Annotated in this window: 28 protein-coding genes; 8 read left to right on the forward strand and 20 right to left on the reverse strand. The window is 48.9% G+C overall.

Annotated elements, in window-relative coordinates:
• Together ACTHMC_RS15855 and ACTHMC_RS15860 are read right to left on the reverse strand one after the other, a co-directional pair.
• A partial coding sequence (locus ACTHMC_RS15855) for a sterol desaturase family protein (protein WP_440414460.1) occupies positions 1-951 on the reverse strand: 951 nt, incomplete at its 3' end.
• A 53-nt stretch (positions 952-1,004) separates the two neighbouring features.
• Entirely contained in the window at positions 1,005-1,334 is a 330-nt protein-coding gene (locus ACTHMC_RS15860; RefSeq protein WP_440414462.1) for a carboxypeptidase-like regulatory domain-containing protein, read from the reverse strand.
• A gap of 196 nt (positions 1,335-1,530) precedes the next feature.
• On the opposite strand from ACTHMC_RS15860, the gene ACTHMC_RS15865 reads away from it, so the two are divergent.
• Both ACTHMC_RS15865 and queD read left to right on the forward strand, forming a co-directional pair.
• Positions 1,531-2,409, forward strand: coding sequence for a DUF4382 domain-containing protein (locus ACTHMC_RS15865; RefSeq protein ID WP_440414464.1), 879 nt, complete (start codon positions 1,531-1,533; stop codon positions 2,407-2,409).
• 133 nt (positions 2,410-2,542) lie between these two features.
• Positions 2,543-2,899: a 6-carboxytetrahydropterin synthase QueD gene (gene queD / locus ACTHMC_RS15870; RefSeq protein ID WP_440414466.1), complete on the forward strand. Its 357-nt coding sequence runs from the start codon at positions 2,543-2,545 to the stop codon at positions 2,897-2,899.
• Positions 2,900-2,919: 20 nt separating this feature from the next.
• Here queD and ACTHMC_RS15875 read toward each other — a convergent pair whose 3' ends face one another.
• Entirely contained in the window at positions 2,920-3,441 is a 522-nt protein-coding gene (locus ACTHMC_RS15875; RefSeq protein WP_440414468.1) for a DoxX family protein, read from the reverse strand.
• 117 nt (positions 3,442-3,558) lie between these two features.
• Here ACTHMC_RS15875 and ACTHMC_RS15880 point away from each other — a divergent pair, with 117 nt between their 5' ends.
• The gene (locus tag ACTHMC_RS15880; RefSeq protein WP_440414470.1) at positions 3,559-4,620 is read left to right on the forward strand and encodes a hypothetical protein; all 1,062 of its coding nucleotides are present in this window, start codon (positions 3,559-3,561) and stop codon (positions 4,618-4,620) included.
• A gap of 253 nt (positions 4,621-4,873) precedes the next feature.
• Here the strand turns inward: ACTHMC_RS15880 and ACTHMC_RS15885 are convergent, their stop codons facing one another.
• Genes ACTHMC_RS15885 through ACTHMC_RS15895 form a run of 3 tightly spaced genes read right to left on the reverse strand, consistent with a single transcriptional unit; the run spans position 4,874 to position 7,654 of the window.
• Positions 4,874-6,670 carry a M61 family metallopeptidase gene (locus ACTHMC_RS15885; RefSeq protein ID WP_440414471.1) on the reverse strand — a complete coding sequence of 599 codons (1,797 nt, stop codon included), beginning with the start codon at positions 6,668-6,670 and terminating at the stop codon, positions 4,874-4,876.
• Between the two features lie 58 nt (positions 6,671-6,728).
• Entirely contained in the window at positions 6,729-7,091 is a 363-nt protein-coding gene (locus ACTHMC_RS15890; protein WP_440414473.1) for a hypothetical protein, read from the reverse strand.
• Positions 7,088-7,654: an RNA polymerase sigma factor gene (locus ACTHMC_RS15895; RefSeq protein WP_440414474.1), complete on the reverse strand. Its 567-nt coding sequence runs from the start codon at positions 7,652-7,654 to the stop codon at positions 7,088-7,090. Before ACTHMC_RS15895 ends, ACTHMC_RS15890 begins: the two co-directional genes overlap by 4 nt.
• Positions 7,655-7,794: 140 nt before the next feature.
• Between ACTHMC_RS15895 and ACTHMC_RS15900 the strand changes: the two genes are divergently transcribed.
• A complete protein-coding gene (locus ACTHMC_RS15900; RefSeq protein WP_440414476.1) occupies positions 7,795-8,574 on the forward strand; it encodes a C40 family peptidase in 780 nt (259 codons plus the stop codon).
• Here the strand turns inward: ACTHMC_RS15900 and ACTHMC_RS15905 are convergent.
• The 4 genes from ACTHMC_RS15905 to ACTHMC_RS15920 form a co-directional block, all read right to left on the reverse strand.
• Positions 8,571-8,987, reverse strand: a complete 417-nt coding sequence (locus ACTHMC_RS15905; RefSeq protein WP_440414477.1) for a TSUP family transporter — start codon at positions 8,985-8,987, stop codon at positions 8,571-8,573. The genes ACTHMC_RS15900 and ACTHMC_RS15905 overlap by 4 nt on opposite strands.
• A gap of 46 nt (positions 8,988-9,033) precedes the next feature.
• Positions 9,034-9,576 carry an inorganic diphosphatase gene (locus ACTHMC_RS15910; protein ID WP_440414479.1) on the reverse strand — a complete coding sequence of 181 codons (543 nt, stop codon included), beginning with the start codon at positions 9,574-9,576 and terminating at the stop codon, positions 9,034-9,036.
• Between the two features lie 154 nt (positions 9,577-9,730).
• A complete protein-coding gene (locus ACTHMC_RS15915; RefSeq protein WP_440414481.1) occupies positions 9,731-10,138 on the reverse strand; it encodes a hypothetical protein in 408 nt (135 codons plus the stop codon).
• 120 nt (positions 10,139-10,258) lie between these two features.
• Positions 10,259-11,278: a PhoH family protein gene (locus ACTHMC_RS15920; RefSeq protein WP_440414483.1), complete on the reverse strand. Its 1,020-nt coding sequence runs from the start codon at positions 11,276-11,278 to the stop codon at positions 10,259-10,261.
• 185 nt (positions 11,279-11,463) lie between these two features.
• Here ACTHMC_RS15920 and ACTHMC_RS15925 point away from each other — a divergent pair, with 185 nt between their 5' ends.
• Positions 11,464-12,024, forward strand: a complete 561-nt coding sequence (locus tag ACTHMC_RS15925) for a thioredoxin family protein (RefSeq protein ID WP_440414484.1) — start codon at positions 11,464-11,466, stop codon at positions 12,022-12,024.
• A gap of 205 nt (positions 12,025-12,229) precedes the next feature.
• On the opposite strand, the gene ACTHMC_RS15930 is transcribed toward ACTHMC_RS15925, so the two are convergent.
• The 10 genes from ACTHMC_RS15930 to ACTHMC_RS15975 form a co-directional block, all read right to left on the reverse strand.
• Complete coding sequence (locus ACTHMC_RS15930) at positions 12,230-12,748, reverse strand: YdeI/OmpD-associated family protein (protein ID WP_440414486.1); 519 nt, start codon at positions 12,746-12,748, stop codon at positions 12,230-12,232.
• Between the two features lie 30 nt (positions 12,749-12,778).
• Positions 12,779-13,066 carry a hypothetical protein gene (locus ACTHMC_RS15935; protein WP_440414487.1) on the reverse strand — a complete coding sequence of 96 codons (288 nt, stop codon included), beginning with the start codon at positions 13,064-13,066 and terminating at the stop codon, positions 12,779-12,781.
• Between the two features lie 244 nt (positions 13,067-13,310).
• Positions 13,311-14,108, reverse strand: coding sequence for an adenosylhomocysteinase (locus ACTHMC_RS15940; RefSeq protein WP_440414488.1), 798 nt, complete (start codon positions 14,106-14,108; stop codon positions 13,311-13,313).
• Between the two features lie 3 nt (positions 14,109-14,111).
• A complete protein-coding gene (locus ACTHMC_RS15945) occupies positions 14,112-14,639 on the reverse strand; it encodes an adenosylhomocysteinase (RefSeq protein ID WP_440414489.1) in 528 nt (175 codons plus the stop codon).
• Positions 14,640-14,672: 33 nt separating this feature from the next.
• Positions 14,673-15,083, reverse strand: coding sequence for an RrF2 family transcriptional regulator (locus tag ACTHMC_RS15950; protein ID WP_440414491.1), 411 nt, complete (start codon positions 15,081-15,083; stop codon positions 14,673-14,675).
• A 54-nt stretch (positions 15,084-15,137) separates the two neighbouring features.
• Entirely contained in the window at positions 15,138-15,365 is a 228-nt protein-coding gene (locus tag ACTHMC_RS15955) for a response regulator transcription factor (RefSeq protein ID WP_440414492.1), read from the reverse strand.
• Positions 15,366-15,547: 182 nt separating this feature from the next.
• Positions 15,548-16,264, reverse strand: a complete 717-nt coding sequence (gene dapB / locus ACTHMC_RS15960; protein ID WP_440414494.1) for a 4-hydroxy-tetrahydrodipicolinate reductase — start codon at positions 16,262-16,264, stop codon at positions 15,548-15,550.
• 28 nt (positions 16,265-16,292) lie between these two features.
• A complete protein-coding gene (locus ACTHMC_RS15965; RefSeq protein WP_440414496.1) occupies positions 16,293-17,051 on the reverse strand; it encodes a DUF5683 domain-containing protein in 759 nt (252 codons plus the stop codon).
• Between the two features lie 11 nt (positions 17,052-17,062).
• Positions 17,063-17,983, reverse strand: a complete 921-nt coding sequence (locus ACTHMC_RS15970) for a ParB/RepB/Spo0J family partition protein (RefSeq protein WP_440414498.1) — start codon at positions 17,981-17,983, stop codon at positions 17,063-17,065.
• A 45-nt stretch (positions 17,984-18,028) separates the two neighbouring features.
• Positions 18,029-18,829, reverse strand: a complete 801-nt coding sequence (locus ACTHMC_RS15975; RefSeq protein ID WP_440414499.1) for a ParA family protein — start codon at positions 18,827-18,829, stop codon at positions 18,029-18,031.
• Between the two features lie 284 nt (positions 18,830-19,113).
• On the opposite strand from ACTHMC_RS15975, the gene ACTHMC_RS15980 reads away from it, so the two are divergent.
• The 3 genes from ACTHMC_RS15980 (at position 19,114) to ACTHMC_RS15990 (ending at position 21,727) form a co-directional block, all read left to right on the forward strand.
• The gene (locus tag ACTHMC_RS15980) at positions 19,114-20,361 is read left to right on the forward strand and encodes a metallophosphoesterase (protein ID WP_440414501.1); all 1,248 of its coding nucleotides are present in this window, start codon (positions 19,114-19,116) and stop codon (positions 20,359-20,361) included.
• A gap of 156 nt (positions 20,362-20,517) precedes the next feature.
• The gene (locus ACTHMC_RS15985) at positions 20,518-21,105 is read left to right on the forward strand and encodes a porin family protein (protein ID WP_440414503.1); all 588 of its coding nucleotides are present in this window, start codon (positions 20,518-20,520) and stop codon (positions 21,103-21,105) included.
• Positions 21,106-21,139: 34 nt separating this feature from the next.
• Positions 21,140-21,727, forward strand: coding sequence for a porin family protein (locus ACTHMC_RS15990; protein WP_440414505.1), 588 nt, complete (start codon positions 21,140-21,142; stop codon positions 21,725-21,727).
• Positions 21,728-22,025: the final 298 nt, after the last annotated feature.

A 22,025-nucleotide genomic window follows, 5' to 3' on the forward strand; every position in this document is an offset into this window, starting at 1 on the left:
AAGAATGAATACAAAGAGCAGTAGCATGCTGAGTAAGATCTGCCAGACCACATACCTGTTCAACCGGTGCTCCACTGCTTCAGGAATATGAAAGATGTTGAATTTCCTCTCAACTGCTTCGCGCGCCGCAGGATCCACCAGGTCTGGTTTTCCGAAGATCAGTTTCACTTTGTTCCTGAAGCCTTCCGTACGTCGCACCGCATATATCAGCTCCGCAAAAAAATGTACATGCTGCCAGAGAAAGCTATAACTGTTCAGCGGTTTGGTCAGTCCGTATTTTATCTCCACATCATCTTCCTCTTTTTGAAAAGTGCCAAAGAGCTTGTCCCAGATAATGAATACATCTCCGTAATTTTTATCGAGGTACTGTTCATTGCTCGCGTGATGCACCCTGTGATGCGATGGCGTTACCAGGATGTATTCCAGTATACCGAGTTTGCCGATCAAACGGGTATGGATAAAAAACGGGTAGAGCCCATGCACCAGCAACAAGCTGGTGATCATCGATGCCGGGAAACCCAGCAGTGGCAAGCCTGCCCAGAAAAGGGTTCTCAGGAATGCCTGGAAAACAGTGATGCGTGCGCTGGTGGTATAATTGAAATCTTCACTCTGGTGATGCACCACATGTGCTGCCCAGAAAACATTCACTTCATGCGCCAGCCTGTGATACCAGTACCAGAGAAAGTCGGTGGCGAGTAACAACAGTATCCACATCAGCACCCCCGGTTGTATATGGAAGAGCCCGAAATTCTTATTCAGATAATCGTAGAAGAAGTAGAAGACGCCCACTACCCATACATCCAGCAAACGCTCTGCAATACCGATACTCACATTGGCTACGGAATTATTGAGATTGAAATAGGGAAGCTTCTTTTTTCTGGCGATCAGAAATTCAAGCGTCATGAACAATACAAAGAATGGTACAGCAAATGCCAGCAGGTTGAGATTCATACAATGGCTATTCGTTGGTTAATGCATCGGAAATATTTAGCTGTATGGTAGTATCAGTTGGAAGGCTTCGGCTCCAGTTTGATCACCTGTTTCTGCAGTGGCTGAGTGGTGGTCACTCTTTTCTTCTTGTAATTGGGATGTTCGATCACCAGCGTTACCGGCAGCTGCTGCCAGGTGGTGATACTGAACTGTCCGTTCTTGTCCGTCAGCCCTTCTTCCTCACCGGAAACGATATATACATAAGCATTCTCGATGCGCTGGCCAGTGTCCTGGTGCAGGATCTGTCCGCTGATCTTTTCGGGTTTGCCCGGATAGATTTCCGTGGTGCTGAAGATCAGCGCGGGAAAGGCTATCAGCCATGGATACGCAGGTGTTGATTTCATACTGTCTGTTATTGTTGCTTGCTAATGACAGCACAATATTAGTCTGAAATAATTAGTCTACCAAATTAGTAGACTAATTATTCTGTGTCAATTTTACGATGTCTCCGTCTGAATGAGTTTTCCACCATATTCAGATCAGGCACAGAGTTTGCCTTTTACAGGTGGAACTTCATTCTTCGTCATAAAAAAGCTTACTATGAAACTGTCAAAACTGTATGGTTTTGGAGCGGTCACTGTATTGGCTTCCCTGGTCTTTTACGCCTGCTCCAAGAATGATTCCTCAGAAAAGGCGCTGCCTCCAGGCTCCCAGCAGGTCAGCCTCTACCTCACCGATGATCCCGGTTTTTTTGATAATGTTCATGTAGATATAAGATCAGTGAAAGTGCTGATAGATACCTGTTCCAAAGATAACAGGGTGGAAGACAATGATCATGATCATCACGATTGGGACGATGATGACGATGATAATAAATGCGTCAACTGGCAGACCCTGGATATCAAGCCGGGTGTGTATGACCTGCTCACCCTCCGCAATGGTACGGATACGCTCCTGGCGAATGGCATCATTCCTCAGGGCAAAATCCGGCTCATCAAGATCGAACTGGGTAATAATAATTCGCTGGTGAAAGACAGCACTGAGTATCCGCTGAAACTTTTCCCCGGTTTATCCTCCTCCATCATCATCAAAGTGAAGGGGGGCGACTGGGATGAATACCAGCCGGACCGCTTCCGTCTCTGGCTTGATTTTGATGTGACCCGTTCTGTGATCCGCGTGCGCGACGGTGTGTTCTATCTCAAGCCAGTGATCCACCTCTTCACCGTCAAAGCAACGGGTGCAGTGGCAGGCAGGATCGAACCCCGGGACGCATGGCCTGTGATCAGCGTGTTCAATGGCTCGGACACCGCTTATGCACTGCCATTCAGGAACGGCCTCTGGAAGGCCCGTGGCCTCAAATCAGGTACCTATTCGATATTCGTGAATGCAAGCAACGGGTATAAAGACACTACCATCACCGGCGTGGAAGTAAGGGCCGGTAAAGAAACGGTGGTGGACAGAATATCCCTGCATAAATAAACTGATTCACTCGAACTCCAGCTCAGTTAAATCAGCAAGAGGCTGCCAAATGGCGGCCTCTTTGTTTCACTGAATGATTTCTATCATGCCGAAGGCCGGGCTACTTTCGTACCTTTGGCCCACATTCTATTCTATGCTCATTTACAAAGAGTTTACATTCGACTCCGCCCATTGGCTCCCAAATGTACCAGACGGACATAAATGCAAGGAAATGCATGGTCACACCTATCGTCTCCGTGTATGGATCGAAGGCAAGCCGGATCCCGAACTGGGATGGGTAATGGATTTTGCGGTGCTGAAAAAGATCATTAAACCTGTGGTGGGCACCCTGGATCACAAATGCCTCAATCATATCCCCGGCCTCTCCAATCCCACCTGCGAACTGATCGCAGTATGGATCTGGGACCAGCTCAAGCCTTCCATTCCCGCCATGAAGCGGCTGGAACTGCATGAAACACCCACCTCCGGCGTTGTGTACGAAGGAGAATAACCGTCTGTTCTAAAAAGAGATCAGGCCTGGTGGTGTTTGAAGAAATGGTCGAGGCTCATGCGCCCGCCACCTTCCACCAGGAAGAAGATCAGCAACAGGAAGATCACCACCGTGAGCGGGAACATAGAACCAGCCGCGAAAATGCCCTGTTGTGTTGTAATGAAGATCAAAGCTCCCAGCAGGATCGGAAGCTGTAAAGCCACTGCCAGCCTTGTAAACAGGCCAACAATGATCAGTACGCCGCCCAGCAGGTGGGCCCAGGTGACAATGATGGATATGGCATCATTGTGGGCGGCCAGCCTGGTGTTCTGCAGCAATACATCCAATTGAGTGGAATTGATCATGAAAGTATATCCCTTGATAAAGAGACAAAGTCCCAGAGCAACCCGTACGACAACCAGCCAGCGCGGGTTATGCGTAATGCTCCAGTTATGGATTTGTTGAAGCGTACCCATGGCAGTATATTTTAAAGAACAGTTGAAATAATTATGCCATATAAAGTTACGCTTCCCCATATCCCTTTTTACATTAAAAATTTGCATGTAAAATATTTTTGATGCTGGCACGTTTTTTTGTTCAATAGCGCTGATCTTTGCGTGCATTTTTCACTCAAACAACGAAAGTCAGCGTACTCCGACCGTTCAAAACATCAATAACTTATGAAAAGACAAAACCGGATTCTGGCCCAGGTGGCCTTCTCCACGTCCCTTATCTCAGCTCTCACAATCTTTGGCTGTAAACCAGGCACCAGGGGCGTAGCCGCAGAAGTGCAGTCGGTTCCGGTAACCAAGTCAGACACTGATACCGTTAAAGCCCCGGAACCTCCCGCAACCGCCACCACGCTGGATACAGCCCTCTACAATGCCAAATCACTCTACATGGCCAATGGAGATACCACCGGAAGATGGCCCGTAAAAGCCGACTACCCGCTGCCAGGAGCCATTCTTCCTTTCAAGCGCGTACTCGCCTTCTACGGAAACCTTTACTCCACCAAAATGGGTATACTGGGTGAACTCCCCGAAAAGGAAATGCTGGCCAAGCTGCAGGAAGAAGTTAAGAACTGGCATGCCGCCGACACCACCATGGAAGTGGTCCCGGCCCTTCACTATATCGCCGTGACTGCCCAGGGCAGCGCAGGCGCTGATGGCAAATACCGCCTCCGCATGAGTCACGGACAGATCGATAAGATCCTTGCCATGGCCGAAAAGATAAATGCGCTCGTTTTCATCGATATCCAGGTAGGTTTCAGCAACCTGCAGGCTGAAGTGCCCCTGCTGGAAAAATACCTGAAGATGCCGCATGTACACCTCGGTATCGATCCTGAATTCTCCATGAAAACAGGAAAAAAACCAGGCTCTGTTATCGGAACCTTCGATGCCGCTGATATCAATTACACTACCGAGTACCTCGCCAAACTGGTAAAGGAAAATAACCTGCCTCCGAAAATGCTGGTGGTTCACCGTTTCACAAGGCCGATGGTGACTAATTACAAAAACATTAAACTGCGTCCCGAGACCCAGATCATCATGGACATGGACGGATGGGGAGCACAGGCCCGCAAGATCAGCACATACCGCTCGTTTATTTACCCGGAGCCGGTGCAGTACACAGGGTTTAAGCTTTTTTATAAGAACGATTTCAGGGAGAAGGGAAGCAGGATCATGACGCCGGCGGAAGTGCTGAAGTTGAAGCCGCAGCCGGTGTATATTCAATACCAGTAATTGTTGATTTATATTTTTTGAGCCGTTTGGGGAATCCTGAACGGCTTTTTCTTTTTATGGCTTTTGTGTGGCTCAGGGGGGATATGAAAATTCGGCTGTAAAACATACCCACACCTTTTACTGGTACTATTGTACATTCAGGGGAGTGTCGGGGCTGCAGTGCAGGGCCGGGCAGGAGGATCGTATGTTTTCCCGACCGGGCACCATATGACCTAAGCGCCCGCGGCCAAAAGAATCCCCAAACCTAAACCACTTATTGCACCTTTCTTTCCAACCATTTCCTCCGGAACTCATTAGCTTTCTCATTTGCCGTCACTGCAAGAGATGGGCTCTCCGCAGTAATGATCTTTGTGCTGATCTTGCTGCCGCGATGTTCATATTCAATACTGAGCTGGTCTCCGGGCTTGTGGGCTTTAAGAACTTCGGCGAGATCGGTCTGCTTTTTCAGGGGCTTGCCGGAAATGGAGATCAGCTGGTCGTCGATATCAAGGCCGGCATTGTAAAGTGGCGTGCCGATAACTGTGTTGCTGCCGATGGTAAGAGTGTTGCCTTCCTTCCATTGCACATTGCCGATCCAGGCCTTGCCTTCGTTGGCGCGTTTGAGGCTGAGGCCGGCTTTTTCCAGCAGTGGTGCATAATCCAGGGGCTCGTGGCCGTTGATGTATTTGGAGAAGAAACCGGTGGCGAATTGTTTGCTGCCGGTTACCTGTGTTAGAAGCTGTTCAAGATTGTCGACGGTGTAGGGGATGCCCGTTTTGCCGTATTTCTTCCAGGCGGCAGTCATATAGTGGTCGAGTGTGAGGTTGAACTGCGCGCGAAGCTGGAGGTCAAGGGCAAGCGCGATAGCGCCTCCATAGGGATAGTAAGAAGTGTACATATTGATGTAGTTGCTCTTGTCGATGGCAACGCCTGCATCCACGAAAACCGCATGGCGGCTCACTTCTACGGGAGAGTAGCGCCGGGCGCCCTGTCCATTGACCTTGGTATTGATGAGGCCGGTGATCACATCGAGGTATTCTTCTTCAGTTTGTCCGCCTGCGCGTTCGGTGAGCAGGTCGCCGTAATACTGGGTGAAGCCTTCGGCAAACCAGAGTTCGTTGCTCATATTGCTTTTTTCGAAGTTGAAGGGCTCGAGTGTTTTTGGGCGGATGCGTTCTACGTTCCAGCAATGGAAGAATTCATGGGCAAATACATCCAACATCCAGTTGGCGCCATCGAAGGGGGCGGGGATATGGATCACGGTAGAGTTTCTGTGTTCCATGCCATCGCCTTTCACATAGGGGTTGATGGCTGTGATGAAGGTGTAGGTGCCGAAATCGAAGTCTGGCACTTCGCCGTAAACGGCCTGGGCCTGTTCGGTGATGGTTTTCACTTTGTTGGTGAAGGCGGTGAGCATGCTGTCGGAGGATGTCCCTTCAAAGGCGAAGCGGATCTTGTATGATTTGCCGGAGGGGTTGGTGAGTGTCCATTCCTTCCAGGTGAGGTTGCCTATTTTGGTTGGACTGTCCATCAGGTACTGAAGCCCCGGTGCTGTGAAAAGCGTGGAGTCGGCGGTGGGCTTGAGTTGTGTGGCGATGGTCCAGTTGCGGTCTGCAGGGATATTGAATTTTATATCGATGGGGGCTCTATCGTAGCCTTTGATCCACATGAATGCGGCGGGCATGTTCAGGTGGATGCTGGCGGCATCGATCCCTGCGTAAGTACCGTCAGGGTGGTTGGCATAGAGTGTATATTCAAGACGGACGAAGCCCCCGTGGTTGTTCACTTCATACACATCACCATCGGTGCGGATAACGGTGAGGGCTTTGTTGTTTTTGCCGAAAGCTTTTACATCATAAACGTTCTTCCCGAATTCATGGGTGGCGTAACGGCCGGGAGAGGAGCGGCTCATGCGGAATACGGCGGTTTTGGTACTGATGCCGGAAGCGGTAAGACTGACCTGCGCTTCGTGATGGGCCATATTGGGGAAGGAAACGTTGTAGCTGAGCTTCTGTGCCTGCGTTACCGTTGCCAGCAGCAGGAACAGGAATAAGGAGGTAGAATTCTTCATGATGGGTCTCTGTTAATGGACCACAATATAATCAAAATGTGCAGGGAAGGAAGGGGACTTAATGATGGATGAGTTTGCGGATGATCATATAGCCGAAGATCACCACCAGCAGGATGAGAATGATGGCAACGTAGACCCATGGCGCATCCTGGATCCTGCGTTTTTCGCGCAGGTTCTTCTTTTTCTGGATATAACCGTTGAGGTCTTTATTGAGCTGGTCAACGTAGGTGTCTATCTTTGTTTTACCACTGACCTGCATGAGACCTTCGATGGCTTCGTTCTCGAAATCGTTTTCCAGCATCCACACTTCCACCTCGTGCTTATCCTGGCCGGACAGTTTGCCCGCGAGGTAGTCCATCAACTTCTGGTTGTCGATGTCCTTGTTGGAATTCGATAATATGTTTAACAGGTTGTGGTTCATTGTTTGAGTTTCCTTTCCATCGATATTTTCAGGTTGCGCTTCCCATTCTGGATATAGCTTTTTACCTGCATCAAGGTAAACCCTGTTTCTTCGGCAATGTCCTGGTAAGACTTTTTGTCGAGATAAAACAAAGTTACGCAGACTTTCTGCTCTTTGCTGAGTTCTTCCAGGGATTCGGTCATCAATTCCAGCTGATGGTCTTTTTCCAGGTGGCCCTGCATGCTGCTGTCTTCAGCGGGCGTGGCCACCATGCTGTCTTTTATCTCGGTGGTACGGCTGGTTCTGGCGCGCAGTTTCATGAGGCAGTAGTTCTTGGCCACCATGTAGAGCCAGGATTTGAAATATTCCACCTTGTATTTCGGCAGTTCCTGGATCACTTTGAGGAATACCTGCTGAACCCCGTCGCGCGCTTCTTCTTCATTTTTGAGGTACTTCATGCATACCCCGAAGAGGAGCATGGTGTACCTTTGGAGGAGTAGTCCCAGCCAATAGTTGTTCCGCTCGGCGTAATATTTGCCGAGTAATTCCTGGTCTGTGATATGTGCGTATTGGTCCTGGTTCACCGTGTGAAAATTAGCTAATTTCCCTGATAAGATGCATAATGAATAAAAATACATAACGGAGAACTGCAGTCGTTCGCCTCCCGGCGAGTGACTGGGAACACCCTGATCTTTTTTCTTTAGCTTAGTAAAAAATACGGATTATGCAATATGCTGTTTGTACGGTACCGGTATCACCGCTTCGCGCAACCGATAGTCATCGCAGTGAAATGGTGAGCCAGTTGTTGCTGGGTGAATGCGGGCAGGTGCTGGAGGAGAGTAAAGACTTCATCAAACTGAGAACAGTGTATGATGAATACGAAGGATGGGCGCAGCGCAGCCAGGTGGAGTTGCTGGCGGCATTGCCGGGAGACCAGGAGAGTAAGGTATTGATCGGTGATTATACGGATCGTGTACTGATCAATGGGGTGGAGGCGCATGTTCCCATGGGTACGGCGGTGATCGCGCCGGCGGGAGAGGAGCTGCAACTGGGGCATTACAGGATCCGTTACCAGCTTGCCAGTCCGTGGCATGCGGGTACGGCGGTGGCTTCCGCGGATGCTATCACGGCCAGGGCTATGCGCTACATGAATGTTCCTTATTTATGGGGAGGCCGGTCTGCGTTCGGGATCGATTGCAGCGGGTTTACACAATCTGTTTTCAGGTTCTTCAATTATAAACTGTTGCGGGATGCTTACCTGCAGGCAACGCAGGGGGAAGCGATCGGGTTTTTGCAGGAAGCTGTATGTGGGGATCTGGCATTCTTTGATAACGATGAAGGACGGATCACGCATGTGGGCATCATGCTGAATGCGGAGCAGGTGATCCATGCATCAGGTAAGGTACGGATAGACAGGATCGATAATGCCGGTATTGTACATACGGAAACGGGTATGCGAACGCACAAGCTGCGGATGGTGCGGAGGTATTTCGGTAAGATCTAGAAGAGGGACTTCACCCAGCGGATGATCAGGAGGTCCCAGCCGAAGAGTTTGAAAGCGGTATAAAGCATGATGGTGCCGAAGATCTTTTTGAGAAGTTCCTTATCGATCTTCACGGCCATGGAGCTGCCGAGATAACCGCCGATGGCGAACCCGCAGGCAAGCATCAGTATTACGGCGATATCGATAGGAGTGCCCATTTTCTGGCACTCCGTATAATATTTATAAAAAGCCAGCGCTGCCACAGGCAGGGTCAGTACACCCAGTGAGGTGCCCTGAGCCTGGTGCTGTGAAAAATGCATGAAGAATGCCAGCGCCGGTACCATGATCACGCCTCCTCCCACACCGATCAATCCACTGAGAATACCGGCCGCCAGTCCGATCAGCACAAGGGTGATGATTTGCTGGGTTGCCATATTTCTGGTTTGTAGATTCAACCAGTGGAAGTTAGCGCATCATTGGCTATTTGCGAAAATGTTCTTTGTAGGAATCAACGGCTTCCTGGATCACTTTGAGGGCGGTGGATTTGTCGCCGAACTCTTCCACGATCACTTTTTTGTTTTCCAGTCTTTTATACTCTTCAAAGAAGTGGCGGAGTTCACTGAAGAAGTGCGGGGGCAGTTCTTCCATATTGTTGTAGTGGTTAACGCCGGGATCGTTGGCAGCTACTGCAATGATCTTGTCATCACCATCGCCATTGTCGATCATCTGCATTACGCCTACCACTTTGGCTTCCATGATACAGAGGGCCTGTACGGGCAGTGAAGTGATCACCAGGATGTCCAGGGGATCCTTATCGTCGCCATATGTCTGGGGAATGAATCCGTAGTTACAGGGATAATAGAAAGAGGAGTAGATCACACGGTCCAGTTTCAGGAGGCCGCTGTCTTTATCGATCTCATATTTAGCTCTCGAGCCTTGTGGGATCTCGATCACTGCATTTACTACACGGGGGGCATTGTCTCCATAAGGAACGCCATGCCATGGATGGGAAACAGTTAACATACTTCTTCTTGTTATTCTTCTTCGTTTAATAATACGCCGCTTTTCCGCGGCCGGATATTTTCATATGCAGCAAACGTAGAGTTGGTGGTATAACCACGGCAAAGCCGTTGATCAGCAGGAGATGGGATTCAGCCGGTAAATAGGATCAGTTGGCTCAGTGTTTCAGGCCATGTACTTGTTTGAAGTCTACCAGCCATTCTCCGCTCACTCTTACTACAGACAGCACGGTGGTATCTTTTTCTTTGTAGCTGTTGGTATAAGTGTAGTTCACCAGGGAGTCGTTCACCGCTTCGATGCTTACAGGTCTGATCTGGGCATCCCTGTACTGGCGGCGTTCATCGCTGTTGAGCTTGTCATAGTGCTTTTGCTTCCAGGTACTGAGCAGGTCCAGGTTGGCGGAATCCTTCAGAATGTAGAATTTGGCTTTTTTCAGGTCTCCGTCGAGGGAGGCGCGGATGAACTCACGGCCTGCGTCCTGTGCGTCGGTGGCCTTGGTATAGCCTGTTTCCTGGTTGCAGGACCAGGTCAGGATAGCCAATACTGGTAGTAAAAGATATTTCATAAGGCACAAAAATAGCGCTTGTAGCTGAATAGGCGAAAAGCGGGGCATAAAAAAGCCCGCAGGCTGTCGGCTGGAGGGCCTGGCCTGCGGGCAGATATGGGGTTTTACCCAGTAGGTTAATTAATCTGAATTTTTTTCGTCCAGCCTGTGGCGCTGCTGGCGCCAGTTGGTAGACTGTTCCGGGTTTTGCTCCGCTTCCAGGTTGTAAGCCTTGATGATGGCTTTTACCAGGCGGTGGCGCACCACGTCTTCCTCATCGAGTTCAATATGGCCGATGCCATCCACATTCTTCAGGATGCGTACGGCTTTTTCAAGGCCGCTGCGCTGATTCTTGGGAAGGTCCACCTGTGTCATATCCCCCGTGATAATGGCCTTTGCATTGGCCCCGATACGCGTCAGGAACATCTTGAGCTGCAGGTCAGTGGCATTCTGGGCTTCATCCAGGATGATGAAGGCATGGTCCAGTGTACGGCCACGCATATAAGCCAGCGGCGCGATCTCTATCACGCGGGTGCTCATATAGTAGCCAAGTTTGTCTGCAGGGATCATGTCGTCCAGCGCATCGTACAGCGGACGCAGGTAGGGATCGATCTTCTCTTTCAGGTCGCCGGGCAGGAAGCCGAGGCTTTCTCCTGCTTCTACAGCTGGTCTGGTAAGGATGATCTTTTTCACCTGCTTGTTCTTAAGCGCTCTTACAGCCATGGCAACGGCGGTATAGGTTTTACCTGTACCGGCAGGGCCTATCGCAAACACGATATCATTGCGTTCCGCCTGCTGAACCAGCCTTTTCTGGTTGGCAGTGCGTGCGCGTACCGTTTTGCCATTGGGACCGAACACGAGCACATCATTCGGATTGCGATCAATGAAATGATCCACCGTTTCTGCGTCGTCACCACCAAGGACCTGTTCCAGATAATTTTCGCTGATGTGGCCATTGCGTTCCAGGTACTGAACAATAAGTTCAATCTTTTCTTTCGCAGTTCCCACTTGCTCAGGCGAGCCGCTTAATTTCAGCTGAGTACCCCGGGAGAGAATTTTTAACAGGGGGAATTTTTTCTTGAGAATATCCAGTTTGCCATTGTTAACACCAAAGAACTCGATAGGGTTAACGGTTTCAAGGTTGATAATTGTGTCTGTCAAGCGCATCAGATTTAGGTTCACAATAGTGGTACCTTGCGATACTCACCAACTCCATCGTACTATTCCAAATATAATTTTTAGAACAGGTTCATTACAAATTTACATATTAACAGTTTGGGGATAATCAGGCGGTTGATTCATTTTGCGTTAATTTATTTACTTTTAAAGACCTAACATTATTACGTATGAAACTGCGCTCTTTATCACTCGTATTAGCCATGACAGTTGCGGTGTGCTTTGCAAATGCCCAGTCTGCAAAACCTGCATCCGACATTCTCAATGCTGCGTACAAAACCGCGGCCAAAGAGAAGAAAAACGTATTCGTGATCTTTCACGCAAGCTGGTGCGGCTGGTGTCATAAAATGGACACGGCCATGAACGACCAGTCAGTAAAAGCATTTTTTGATAAGAGCTATGTGGTGGAGCACCTCACGGTAAAAGAAGCGCCCGCCAAAAAAGCCGACGAAAATCCCGGTGCCGATGAGCTGCTGAAGAAATACCACGCAGCAGACCAGGGAATTCCATTCTGGATCATCCTGGACCCCAAAGGAAACTTACTGGCGGATTCCCAGGAACGTCCTGACGGCGCCAGTCTCCAAACAACTGGTCAGAATATCGGATGCCCTGCCACGGAAAAAGAAGTGGCTTATTTCATCAAGCTGTTGAAGCAGACCTCCTCACTGAAGGAAGATGAACTGAAACTGATTGCAGAGAGGTTCAGGAAGAATGACCGCGCCGGTCACTGATAAGACAAATAAAATGAGTAAAGAGTTGTACCACTGGTACAGCTCTTTTTTTATTTCGCAGCGCCCGGTCGCTCGCGTCCCCGCGAGTGACTTTTATTTCAGTCGCCTCCCGGCGACGCGTGGTTCGCCGGAGGCGAACAAATAGCAGTAACTCGCCGGAGGCGAGCTACTGGCACACCCTGTTACTTCCGGTACACCCAGTACATTACAGTCTGTCCTGCTTATCCTGTTTGAGTGACCGTATCATTTGTCCGTAATCGAATTTTTTGCTGAGCGCTATCACAGATTGTGTGATGCGTTTTGTTCTGGTAGGCTCTGTTTTGGCGCTTTCGATCCATTTGCTCCAGTAAGCCTGGTGGGAGGGAGGCATGGTATTGAAATGAGCTTTGGCTGCCGGCTCATCTTCCAGACAGTCAAGCAGTTCCTGGTTGATCTTGTATGGTACTTTGTCGAGGCTCAGCTGTACTTCCAGTTTGGCGCCTTTCTGCTTGCCTGTGGCTTTGCGCATCTCACCGTTGACAGGCAGAATATAAGCACCACCGCCCATAGGAATAAGAGATACACCCTTGATGGGGTGTTTATCTAGCTTGCCTTTTACTCTAAAGGATTTTTTTGTGCCGGGAGAAAGTTGCTGGGCGATAGCTTCCGGGATGCTGATATAGCTCCAGCCTGTTTTATCGCCCATCTCCTCAAACTTCAGTATGGTTGCAGTAAATCGGACCATAAATAATTTATGGCATAAACTTACCTGTTTTTAGCTGAAATGCGAAGCGGTAGGATTCTGCAGTTCGTCCTCGATCAATTCATGGAGACGTTTCTCATTGTCCCAGATCCAACGGGGAAGCGCCTGTTCCATGATCTTCCAGTTAGCATCTTCTTTCTGCATACGGAAGAGGATGCGATTGCCCCTGTCATCTACAACATCTACAGTGAATATTCCTTCCTGCTGACCGCCGAGTTTACGGAAATTGAATTCTCTAAGGCGACCTTCGGCCTTCAGCAGTTTGGTGAACTGAATATTCTTTACAAAATGAATGCGCATATACGATTATTAATAATTGCTTTTCTATCAATTCCTGTGCTACAATTGACAGTAACAGTTAATTGTTCCAAAAAAATATTGGACCGTGGGTTATCTCCGGTTAAAAGGGAAGAAGGGTTAGAACTTTAACTGGATAAAGGGTTAGCTGTGCAAGATAAGGGATTTCATGTATTCCGTTACTGCTGGTGGATAACAAAAAAGCCCGGCTGGTGCCGGGCTTTGTATATACATTGAATCGTGTATCCTAGTACCTGTAATGTTCTGGTTTGTAAGGACCAGCCTTGGGAATACCGAGGTATTCAGCCTGTTCTGTGGTCAGTTCATCCAGTTCAACACTGATCTTGGCCAGGTGAAGGCGGGCAACTTTCTCATCCAGGTGTTTTGGTAACACATACACTTTGTTCTCGTAGGCGCTGCTGTTGGTCCACAGTTCCAGTTGAGCCAGTGTCTGGTTGGTGAAAGAATTACTCATTACAAAGCTGGGGTGGCCTGTAGCGCAACCCAGGTTAACGAGGCGGCCTTCAGCCAGGATGATCACATCCTTACCTTCGATATTGTAGAGGTCAACCTGTGGCTTGATGGTATCCTTGGTGTTGCCATAGTTGTTGTTCAGCCAGGAGATATCGATCTCGATATCGAAGTGACCGATATTACAAACGATGGCTTTATCCTTCATGGCGCGGAAATGCTTTTCAGTGATCAGGTCGCGGCAACCGGAAGCAGTAACAATGATGTCAGCTTCTTTCACGGCGTCGATCATCTTCTTCACTTCGAAACCATCCATAGCAGCCTGGAGGGCGCAGATAGGATCGATCTCAGTTACGATCACGCGGCAGCCTGCGCCTGCGAGGGAGGCAGCAGAACCTTTACCCACATCACCGTATCCACCAACAACAGCCACTTTACCGGCCAGCATGATATCGGTAGCGCGGCGGATTGAATCCACCAGGCTCTCTTTACAGCCGTATTTATTGTCGAATTTGGATTTGGTAACAGAGTCGTTCACGTTGATAACCGGGATCGGCAGTGTGCCATTAGCCATTCTTTAATACAGACGGTGAACACCTGTGGTGGTTTCTTCGCTGAGTCCTTTGATATGCTGAACCAGCTCAGGGTATTTATCGAAAACGATATTGGTGAGGTCACCGCCATCGTCGAGGATCATGTTCAGGGGGCGTTCTGCAGAACCGAAGAACAGGGTCTGCTCGATGCACCAGTCAGCTTCTTCCTGCGTCTGCCCTTTCCAGGCAAATACACCGATACCGGCAGCAGCAATAGCAGCAGCAGCGTGATCTTGTGTAGAGAAGATATTGCAGGAGCTCCATTTCACTTCCGCACCGAGTGCAGTCAGCGTTTCTATCAATACGGCAGTCTGGATGGTCATGTGCAGGCAACCCGCAACACGCGCACCTTTCAGTGGCTGGCTTGCGCCGTATTCTTTTCTCAGGGACATAAGACCAGGCATCTCTGCTTCAGCAAGACGGATCTCTTTACGGCCCCACTCAGCAAGGCTGATATCTTTTACTTTATAAGGTAAAGAAAAGTCAATGGTTGACTTTGAAATTGTAGACATATGAATGTTTTGATTTTCGAACGCGAAATTACATTATTGTTTGGAGATATCCGCAACGGACTTCTTCTCAAGGATCTTCAGCGTGGCGTCCCGGACGGTGATCATCATGTCATGAAGGCCGCACTGCTTCTCGTCGCAGTTCTTGCAGCGCTCATAAAAATAAAGACTTACGCAGGGAAGCATGGCAATGGGACCGTCTATCAGACGCATCACTTTTGCCATGGAGATATCTTTTGGGGCCACTTTGAAAAAATAGCCGCCACCCTTGCCCTTTTTACTGTCCAGTATGTCCGCCTTCTTGAGTTCTAACAGGATATTTTCCAGGAACTTGAGGGGGATCTTCTTCTTCTTGGCTATTTCGGCGATGAGCACAGGCTGGTTGTCTTTCCTTTCAGCCATGTACATCAATGCTTTAAAAGCATATTGTGCTTTCTTCGATAACATTTGGGTCTGATTTCGAGGCGAGAAAGATAGAATAATTTTCTGAATGCTGATAAGTCAGATCAATTTATGCCCGTAAGCATACTTGATCAGCCCTATCACGCTGTTTGTTTGGGTTTTGCGGAAGATATTCTTCCGGTGGGTTTCCACTGTCCGTTCACTGATGAACAGGGCCTCCGCAATCTGTCTGTTGGTCAGTTCTTTCTCAATCAGCCGCAGCACATCCAATTCCCGGCGGGTCAGCCGTATCGCTGCTGTGCTTTTCTCCGCTTCGTGCTTTTTCATAATCTTATTGGTTATTTATACAATGGCATACCACCGTCCTTTACGGGCAGTAATCTGATCTTATCAGTCATACAGGTCAATACCTGCCCTTACGGGCCGTACCTGTAAAAGACGATAACTTGTAATTTCTGGTTGCGGATAAAATTCTAATGCAGTGAACCGGTTGGGAACAGGGGCGGGCTTCAGATCCCCAGCACATCACTCATTGAAAAAATGCCTTTCCTCGTATGAAGGAACTCGGCGGCCAGCACAGCGCCGGTAGCAAAGCCCTGGCGGTTATGAGCCGTATGTTTGATCTCGATGTCGTCGATGGCTGAAGTGTAAGTGATCACATGTGTACCCGGAGCAGGATCTTCGCGCTCGCTCAGGATCACCAGTTCATTCTGAAGCTGACTGCTGTGATTCACCCATTTATCTTTCCTGCCATTCTTTTCAAGGATCTGCTCAGCCAGCGTAATAGCGGTGCCGCTTGGAGCATCTTTCTTTTGAGTATGGTGGATCTCCGTCATCTGAACATCATACTCGGAATGTGATGTCATCAGGGACGCAAGTTTTTTATTGAGCGCAAAGAATATATTAACGCCCACACTGAAGTTGCTGGCATAAAGGAGGGAGCCATTCTTTTGCGTGCAATAAGCTTTGGCTTCCTCGTACCTGTTCAGCCAGCCTGTAGAACCGCTTACCACAGGTACGCCGGCATCGAAGCAGCGGATGATATTTTCAAAAGCACTTTCAGGACCGGTGAACTCTATTGCCACATCAGCCTTGCGGATATTTTCGATGGTATTGTCTTCAAGGTTCTCGATGGATACCTTCAACACAACTTCATGTCCGCGCTGTATAGCAATGGCTTCGATAGCCTGTCCCATTTTACCGTAACCGATAAGTGCAATTTTCATAAATAACTGTTCAGACTGAGGTTGATTTTTAGCGGAGCGAAGGTAAAGTTTTTGCGCGACTATTTGATCCCAATGTAAATACAAAACTCACCCCGGCTATATTCCCGGGCAGTACGGTGGGCGAAATACGCAGGGAAATATCATCGCTCACGTCGAAGTCACGCAGGTGGGCATCTACCGTAGCGTCAACGATATTGAGCCCCCAGAGTACAAGGCCGAACAGGATGGAGTAATCCATATTCCTCCGGAACTCACTCCGGTAATTGAGCAGGGAAGTGGTCTGGCTATTCCGCACCAGTGGTTGTAACTGCTGATGCACTTTGGCCAGTATATCCGGATTGTTCTGATTGCCTTCGGCCACTACCGTGAGTGCATAACGGGTACGGTCATACCAGTTCTTATTGTAGATGAACAAACCGATGGGAACACCTACTGCTGCCCATGCGAGCGGCACCTTCCAGTATTTCTTATTGTAGAACTGACCCCATCCGGGAAAGATGGCGGAGCGGATAGCTGCTTTACGCGGGCTGTGTTTTTTAGTAGTGTCTTTTTTTACGATCGCGATGGAGTCTGCTTTGATGCCGGATACCGGTGCAACAGGAGCCACCGGTACGGGAACCGTATCGTAATAGTAAATGACCACTATCTCTTCCGCATTGTACAGCTCATGCGAATGATGCACCCGGTATACAGGTTCTTCCAAAGGAAGCACCGGACTCACTGCTTTCGCATTTGCCAAAGCAGAGCACATCAATAACAGGAGTATTGCGGAAACAGAACGTATCATCGAAAACAAACTTAGTTGGCAGTAACACCAATCTGGTCCAGGATCTTGTTCAGGTCCTGGATGGAGTAATACTCGATCGAGATCAGGCCATTGCCTTTTTTGCTGTGATTGAGTTTTACCTTGGTGCTGAAATGCGACGCTAAATTATCTTCAATTTTTTTATAGGCCGGTGGGAGAGAGGCTTTTACCGAAGATTTAACAGGCTGATTCCCTTTGTACATCTTACGTACAAGCTCTTCAGTCTGACGAACGGAAAGACCATTGGTCTTGATCTCATTGAAGATGAAGAGCTGTGTTTCCACTGTATCCACATTGATCAGTGCACGGGCATGGCCCATGCTGATAACGCCGGTACGCACCGCTACCTGGATGTCTGGCGGAAGTTTCAGCAAACGGATATAGTTGGCTACAGTACTTCTTTCTTTACCCATCCTTTCAGCTACCTGCTCCTGCGTGTGGTTGAGTTCTTCCATCATGCGTTTGTAGCTCAGCGCAATTTCCATGGCGTTCAGGTCTTCACGCTGCAGGTTTTCCAGCAGGGCCAGTTCCAGCAGTTCCTGGTCATTGGCCTGACGGATATAGGCAGGCACATCTTTCAGGCCCGCGATCTTGGAAGCCCTCCATCTGCGTTCACCGGAGATCAGGCGGTACTTGCCGCCGGGCAGTCCGGATACCGTGATGGGTTGCACCAGGTCGTGCAGTTTAATGGATGCGGCCAGTTCATTGAGCGCAGTTTCATCGAAATCCCTACGCGGCTGTTTGGGGTTGGGCTCGATATCCGTTACGGCGATCCTTTGCATGGTAGTGACCTGCTCTACAACTGAACCCTTCAACTGACCGGTGCCGGTCTTCAAATCCGAGTCAATGCTCTGCAAAAGGGAACGGATGCCCTTACCTAACAATTCCTTATTATCCTTATTTGACTTGCTCATGAACTGTATTCGTTTACAGATGGTGGTTATTGATACTAATGGCTGCTACTCGAGGATCCTTTCTTCCTGACTGATCTTCGTCATATTGTTCTTCTGCAGGATCTCCTTGGCGAGATTGAGATAATTGATGGCTCCCTTGCTCTGTCCGTCGTACAATATCACCGGTTTGCCCACACTGGGCGCCTCGCTGATACGTGTATTACGGTGGATGATGGTGCTGAACACCATTTCGTCGAAGTGCTTGCGCACTTCATTCACTACCTGGTTGCAGAGGCGGAGACGGCCATCATACATGGTCATCAGGATGCCTTCGATCACCAGGGCGGTGTTGAGGCGGCTCTGAACGATCTTGATGGTATTGAGCAATTTGCCCAATCCTTCAAGGGCGAAGAATTCCGTCTGCACCGGAACGATCACACTGTCGGCTGCCACCAGGGCATTCACCGTGATCAGACCCAGTGAAGGGGAACAATCTATTATGATGAAATCATACTCGTTTTTAACGGCTTCCAGGATACCCTTGAGCACGCTTTCCCGGTTGGGATAGTTGATCATTTCGATCTCCGCACCCACCAGGTCGATATGTGAAGGGATCACATCCAGGTTGGGGATCTCGGACTTCAGCACCACATCCCTGGCTGAAGTGCCATTTACCATGCAGTCGTACAGGCTCTGCTGGATATTATGCAGATCGAAGCCCACACCCGTGGTGCTGTTCGCCTGCGGATCGGCATCCACCAGCAGTGTTCTGAATTCGAGCACGGCCAGGCTGGCGGCCAGGTTGATGGCAGAAGTTGTTTTTCCAACTCCTCCTTTTTGATTTGCAACTCCAATTACTCGGGCCATTGTAGAGTACCTATTTTTGTAGATCGTAAAATTGTCACCAATCGGCAAGACCGCAAAATTTAGTTTTGCCCACCGGTGAACCCAGTTATTTTTGCGTCCGGAGGCCAGTCATTTGCGGCTCAAGGCCATAATAATCAGCTTTCCGGCACCGTTTACCTGCATAAAAACGGGAATCCGGGATTATGGCAGGACGGCAAAAATACACTTCCACCCCAACAATCGCAACCAAAACAGGCTTTGACTGTTAAATAAAGTTCTTAACAAAGGCAAAAAAAATCTAATCCATGCGCAATTCAGGTTTCTGGTGGGTCATCGTAGGTATCATGATCATCCTCGATATTTACGTGTACCAGGCCATTAAAGTGGTGCTTCCGGACCATTCCCCCAAACTCAGGCTGACCATCATCGTACTCTACTGGCTCATTTCCGTTTCCGTGGTGGCCGTGCTCATCATGATGCCCTTCATCAATTTCGATAACTGGCCCCGCGGCGTAAGAACCTACCTCTTCGCCATTACAGTAGGCCTTTTCTTCGCCAAACTCATCGTATCCATCTTCCTGGCCCTCGACGATATCCGGCGCGGAGGCATGTGGGTGATCGGAAAACTCTTCAGCAACCCCTCCGTGGAAATCAGCCAGGCATCGGACGGTATCACCCGCTCCGCCTTCCTCAGCTGGTTCGGCCTGGCCGCCGGCAGCACCCTCTTCGGTACCCTGCTCTATGGCTTCAGCAATAAATATAAATATCACGTCAACCGCATCCCCCTCAGCTTCGCCAACCTGCCATCCGCTTTCAAAGGACTTAAGATCGTACACATTTCGGATATCCATTCCGGTAGCTTCATGGACAAGAAAGCCGTACTCCACGGCGTGGAAAAGATCATGAAAGAGAAACCGGACCTCATCCTCTTCACCGGCGACCTCGTTAACGACCGCGCCACCGAAATGACAGACTATATGGACGTATTCAGTCAGCTTCGGGCACCCATGGGCGTTTACTCCACCCTCGGTAACCACGATTATGGCGATTACGTACGCTGGGAATCCGCAGACGCCAAACATGCCAACCTGGAAAGACTGAAAGCCGTACACGGAGAACTCGGATGGAAATTGCTCATGAACGAACATGTGGTCTTTGAAAGAGGCGAAGAAAAGATCGCTCTCATCGGTATCGAGAACTGGAGCGCCAAAGGCAATTTCCCCAAATACGGGAAAATGGACAAAGCCCACCCCGGCACCGAAACCCTTCCCTTCAAAATTCTCATGAGCCACGATCCCAGCCACTGGGAAGCTGAAGTGATCCCACAATATAAAGATGTAGACCTGATGCTCTCAGGCCATACCCATGGCATGCAGTTCGGTGTAGACCTGCCCGGCTTCAAATGGAGCCCTGTTCAATACATGTACAGGCAATGGGCAGGACTCTATGAAAATGAGAAACAGAAACTATACGTGAACAGGGGTTATGGTTTTATCGGGTATCCGGGACGCGTTGGTATCCTCCCTGAAATTACCGTGATCACATTGGGGTGATTAATTCCCATATTTTCATATATTGCATTAATCGTATACGTATGGTTGTGAGGCATTATTTAATATAATCTTCGCAACCATACGCCTTTATTAACAACCACTTTGGGTTAGTTGGCACAACAGTTGAAATTTCCAGAGTGAACCAAATTACAATGTATGAAAAAGAGAACCCTGTTTTTTTTACCCCTGGCTTTATTGTTCTGCTCAGTGAGCTTTGCACAGGGATTACACCTGGGCGTAAAAGCCGGCGCTAACATATTCAAGGTAGACGGCAAGAGCTTCAAAGAAGAATACAATTTCGGTTATAACATCGGCGCATTTGCTGAGATCAATTTCACAGACAAATTCGGCATCCAGCCTGAGGTTCTGTGGAACCAGCTGAACTATCGTACCGGCGCCAATTTCGGAGATGTATTTCCCGGTGGCCAGGACGATGTGAAAGGTAAGCTCAATTATTTGAGCATCCCATTGCTGCTGAGCTATTCGCCATCAAAAGTATTGTCAATACAGGCAGGTCCTCAGTTCGGCATACTGCTGAACCAGGACAAAAATCTTTTTCAGAACGGTAAAGAAGCATTCAAGAGCGGTGATCTCTCCGTCCTGGGTGGCGTACAGCTGAACCTTGGCGGTGTTAAAGTAGGTGGCCGTTACGTAATAGGTCTGGCAGACATCAACGATGTTGACAATAAAGAAAAATGGAAGAACCAGGGATTCCAGCTTTATCTGGGCCTGCGCATCATCTAAGACCGGTTGATACCAGTCCATTAAATCAATACATATGAAAAAAAGACCCTGGTTATTGCTGGCCGGAATAGTATGCTGTTCGATAGCCGGCTTCTCCCAGAGCCTTCACTTCGGCTTCAAGGGCGGCGCCAATATCTTCAAGGTAGACGGCCAGTCGTTCCGGGACGAATTCAAATTCGGGTACCATCTCGGTGCTTTTGGCGAGATCTATTTCACTGATAAATTCGGCATTCAGCCGGAAGTACTTTTCAGCCAGACCAATTTCCGCACCGGTAACGACTTTGATAATGTTTACCCTGATGGAATAGGTGACGTGAAAGGGAAGCTGCATTATCTGTCCATTCCCGTACTCCTCAGCTTCCGGCCGGTCAACCTGATCGCTTTTCAGATCGGGCCACAGTTTGGAACGCTGCTGAACCAGGATAAGGACCTTGTGAATAATGGAAAGGACGCATTCAAGAAGGGAGACTTGTCTTTACTTGCAGGTGCACAGCTGAATTTGCTGAAGTTCAAATTGGGAGCAAGGTATGTGATAGGGTTGAACGATATCAATGATGTAGGTACCAGCAATAAGTGGAAAAATCAGGGGTTCCAGGTATATGTGGGATTCAGGGTGATATAAATAATCCGTGCGTTTTTTTAGTATAGTTTGAAAAGAAGAAAGTCCCGGGGGAGTCTCCGGGATTTTTTATTTCCTGAGTTTGCTTAGACTGCCTGGGTGTATGGCTGCCTGGGTGTATGCGTTTTGCAACCGGATTATTTATACCCAAAGCCCATCAACCACCTGTCTACACTGAACCTGCCACTACCGTTGATGGTCAGCACAGCCGCAATTCCCCAAACCAGCAGATCATACTCAAATCCTTCTCCCTTCTGATTGCCAAACCAGTTCATGAAAAAACCATTATGCATATGGTCCT

The sequence above is a fragment of the Pseudobacter sp. genome (assembly GCF_051955275.1).
Taxonomy (GTDB): Bacteria; Bacteroidota; Bacteroidia; order Chitinophagales; family Chitinophagaceae; genus Pseudobacter.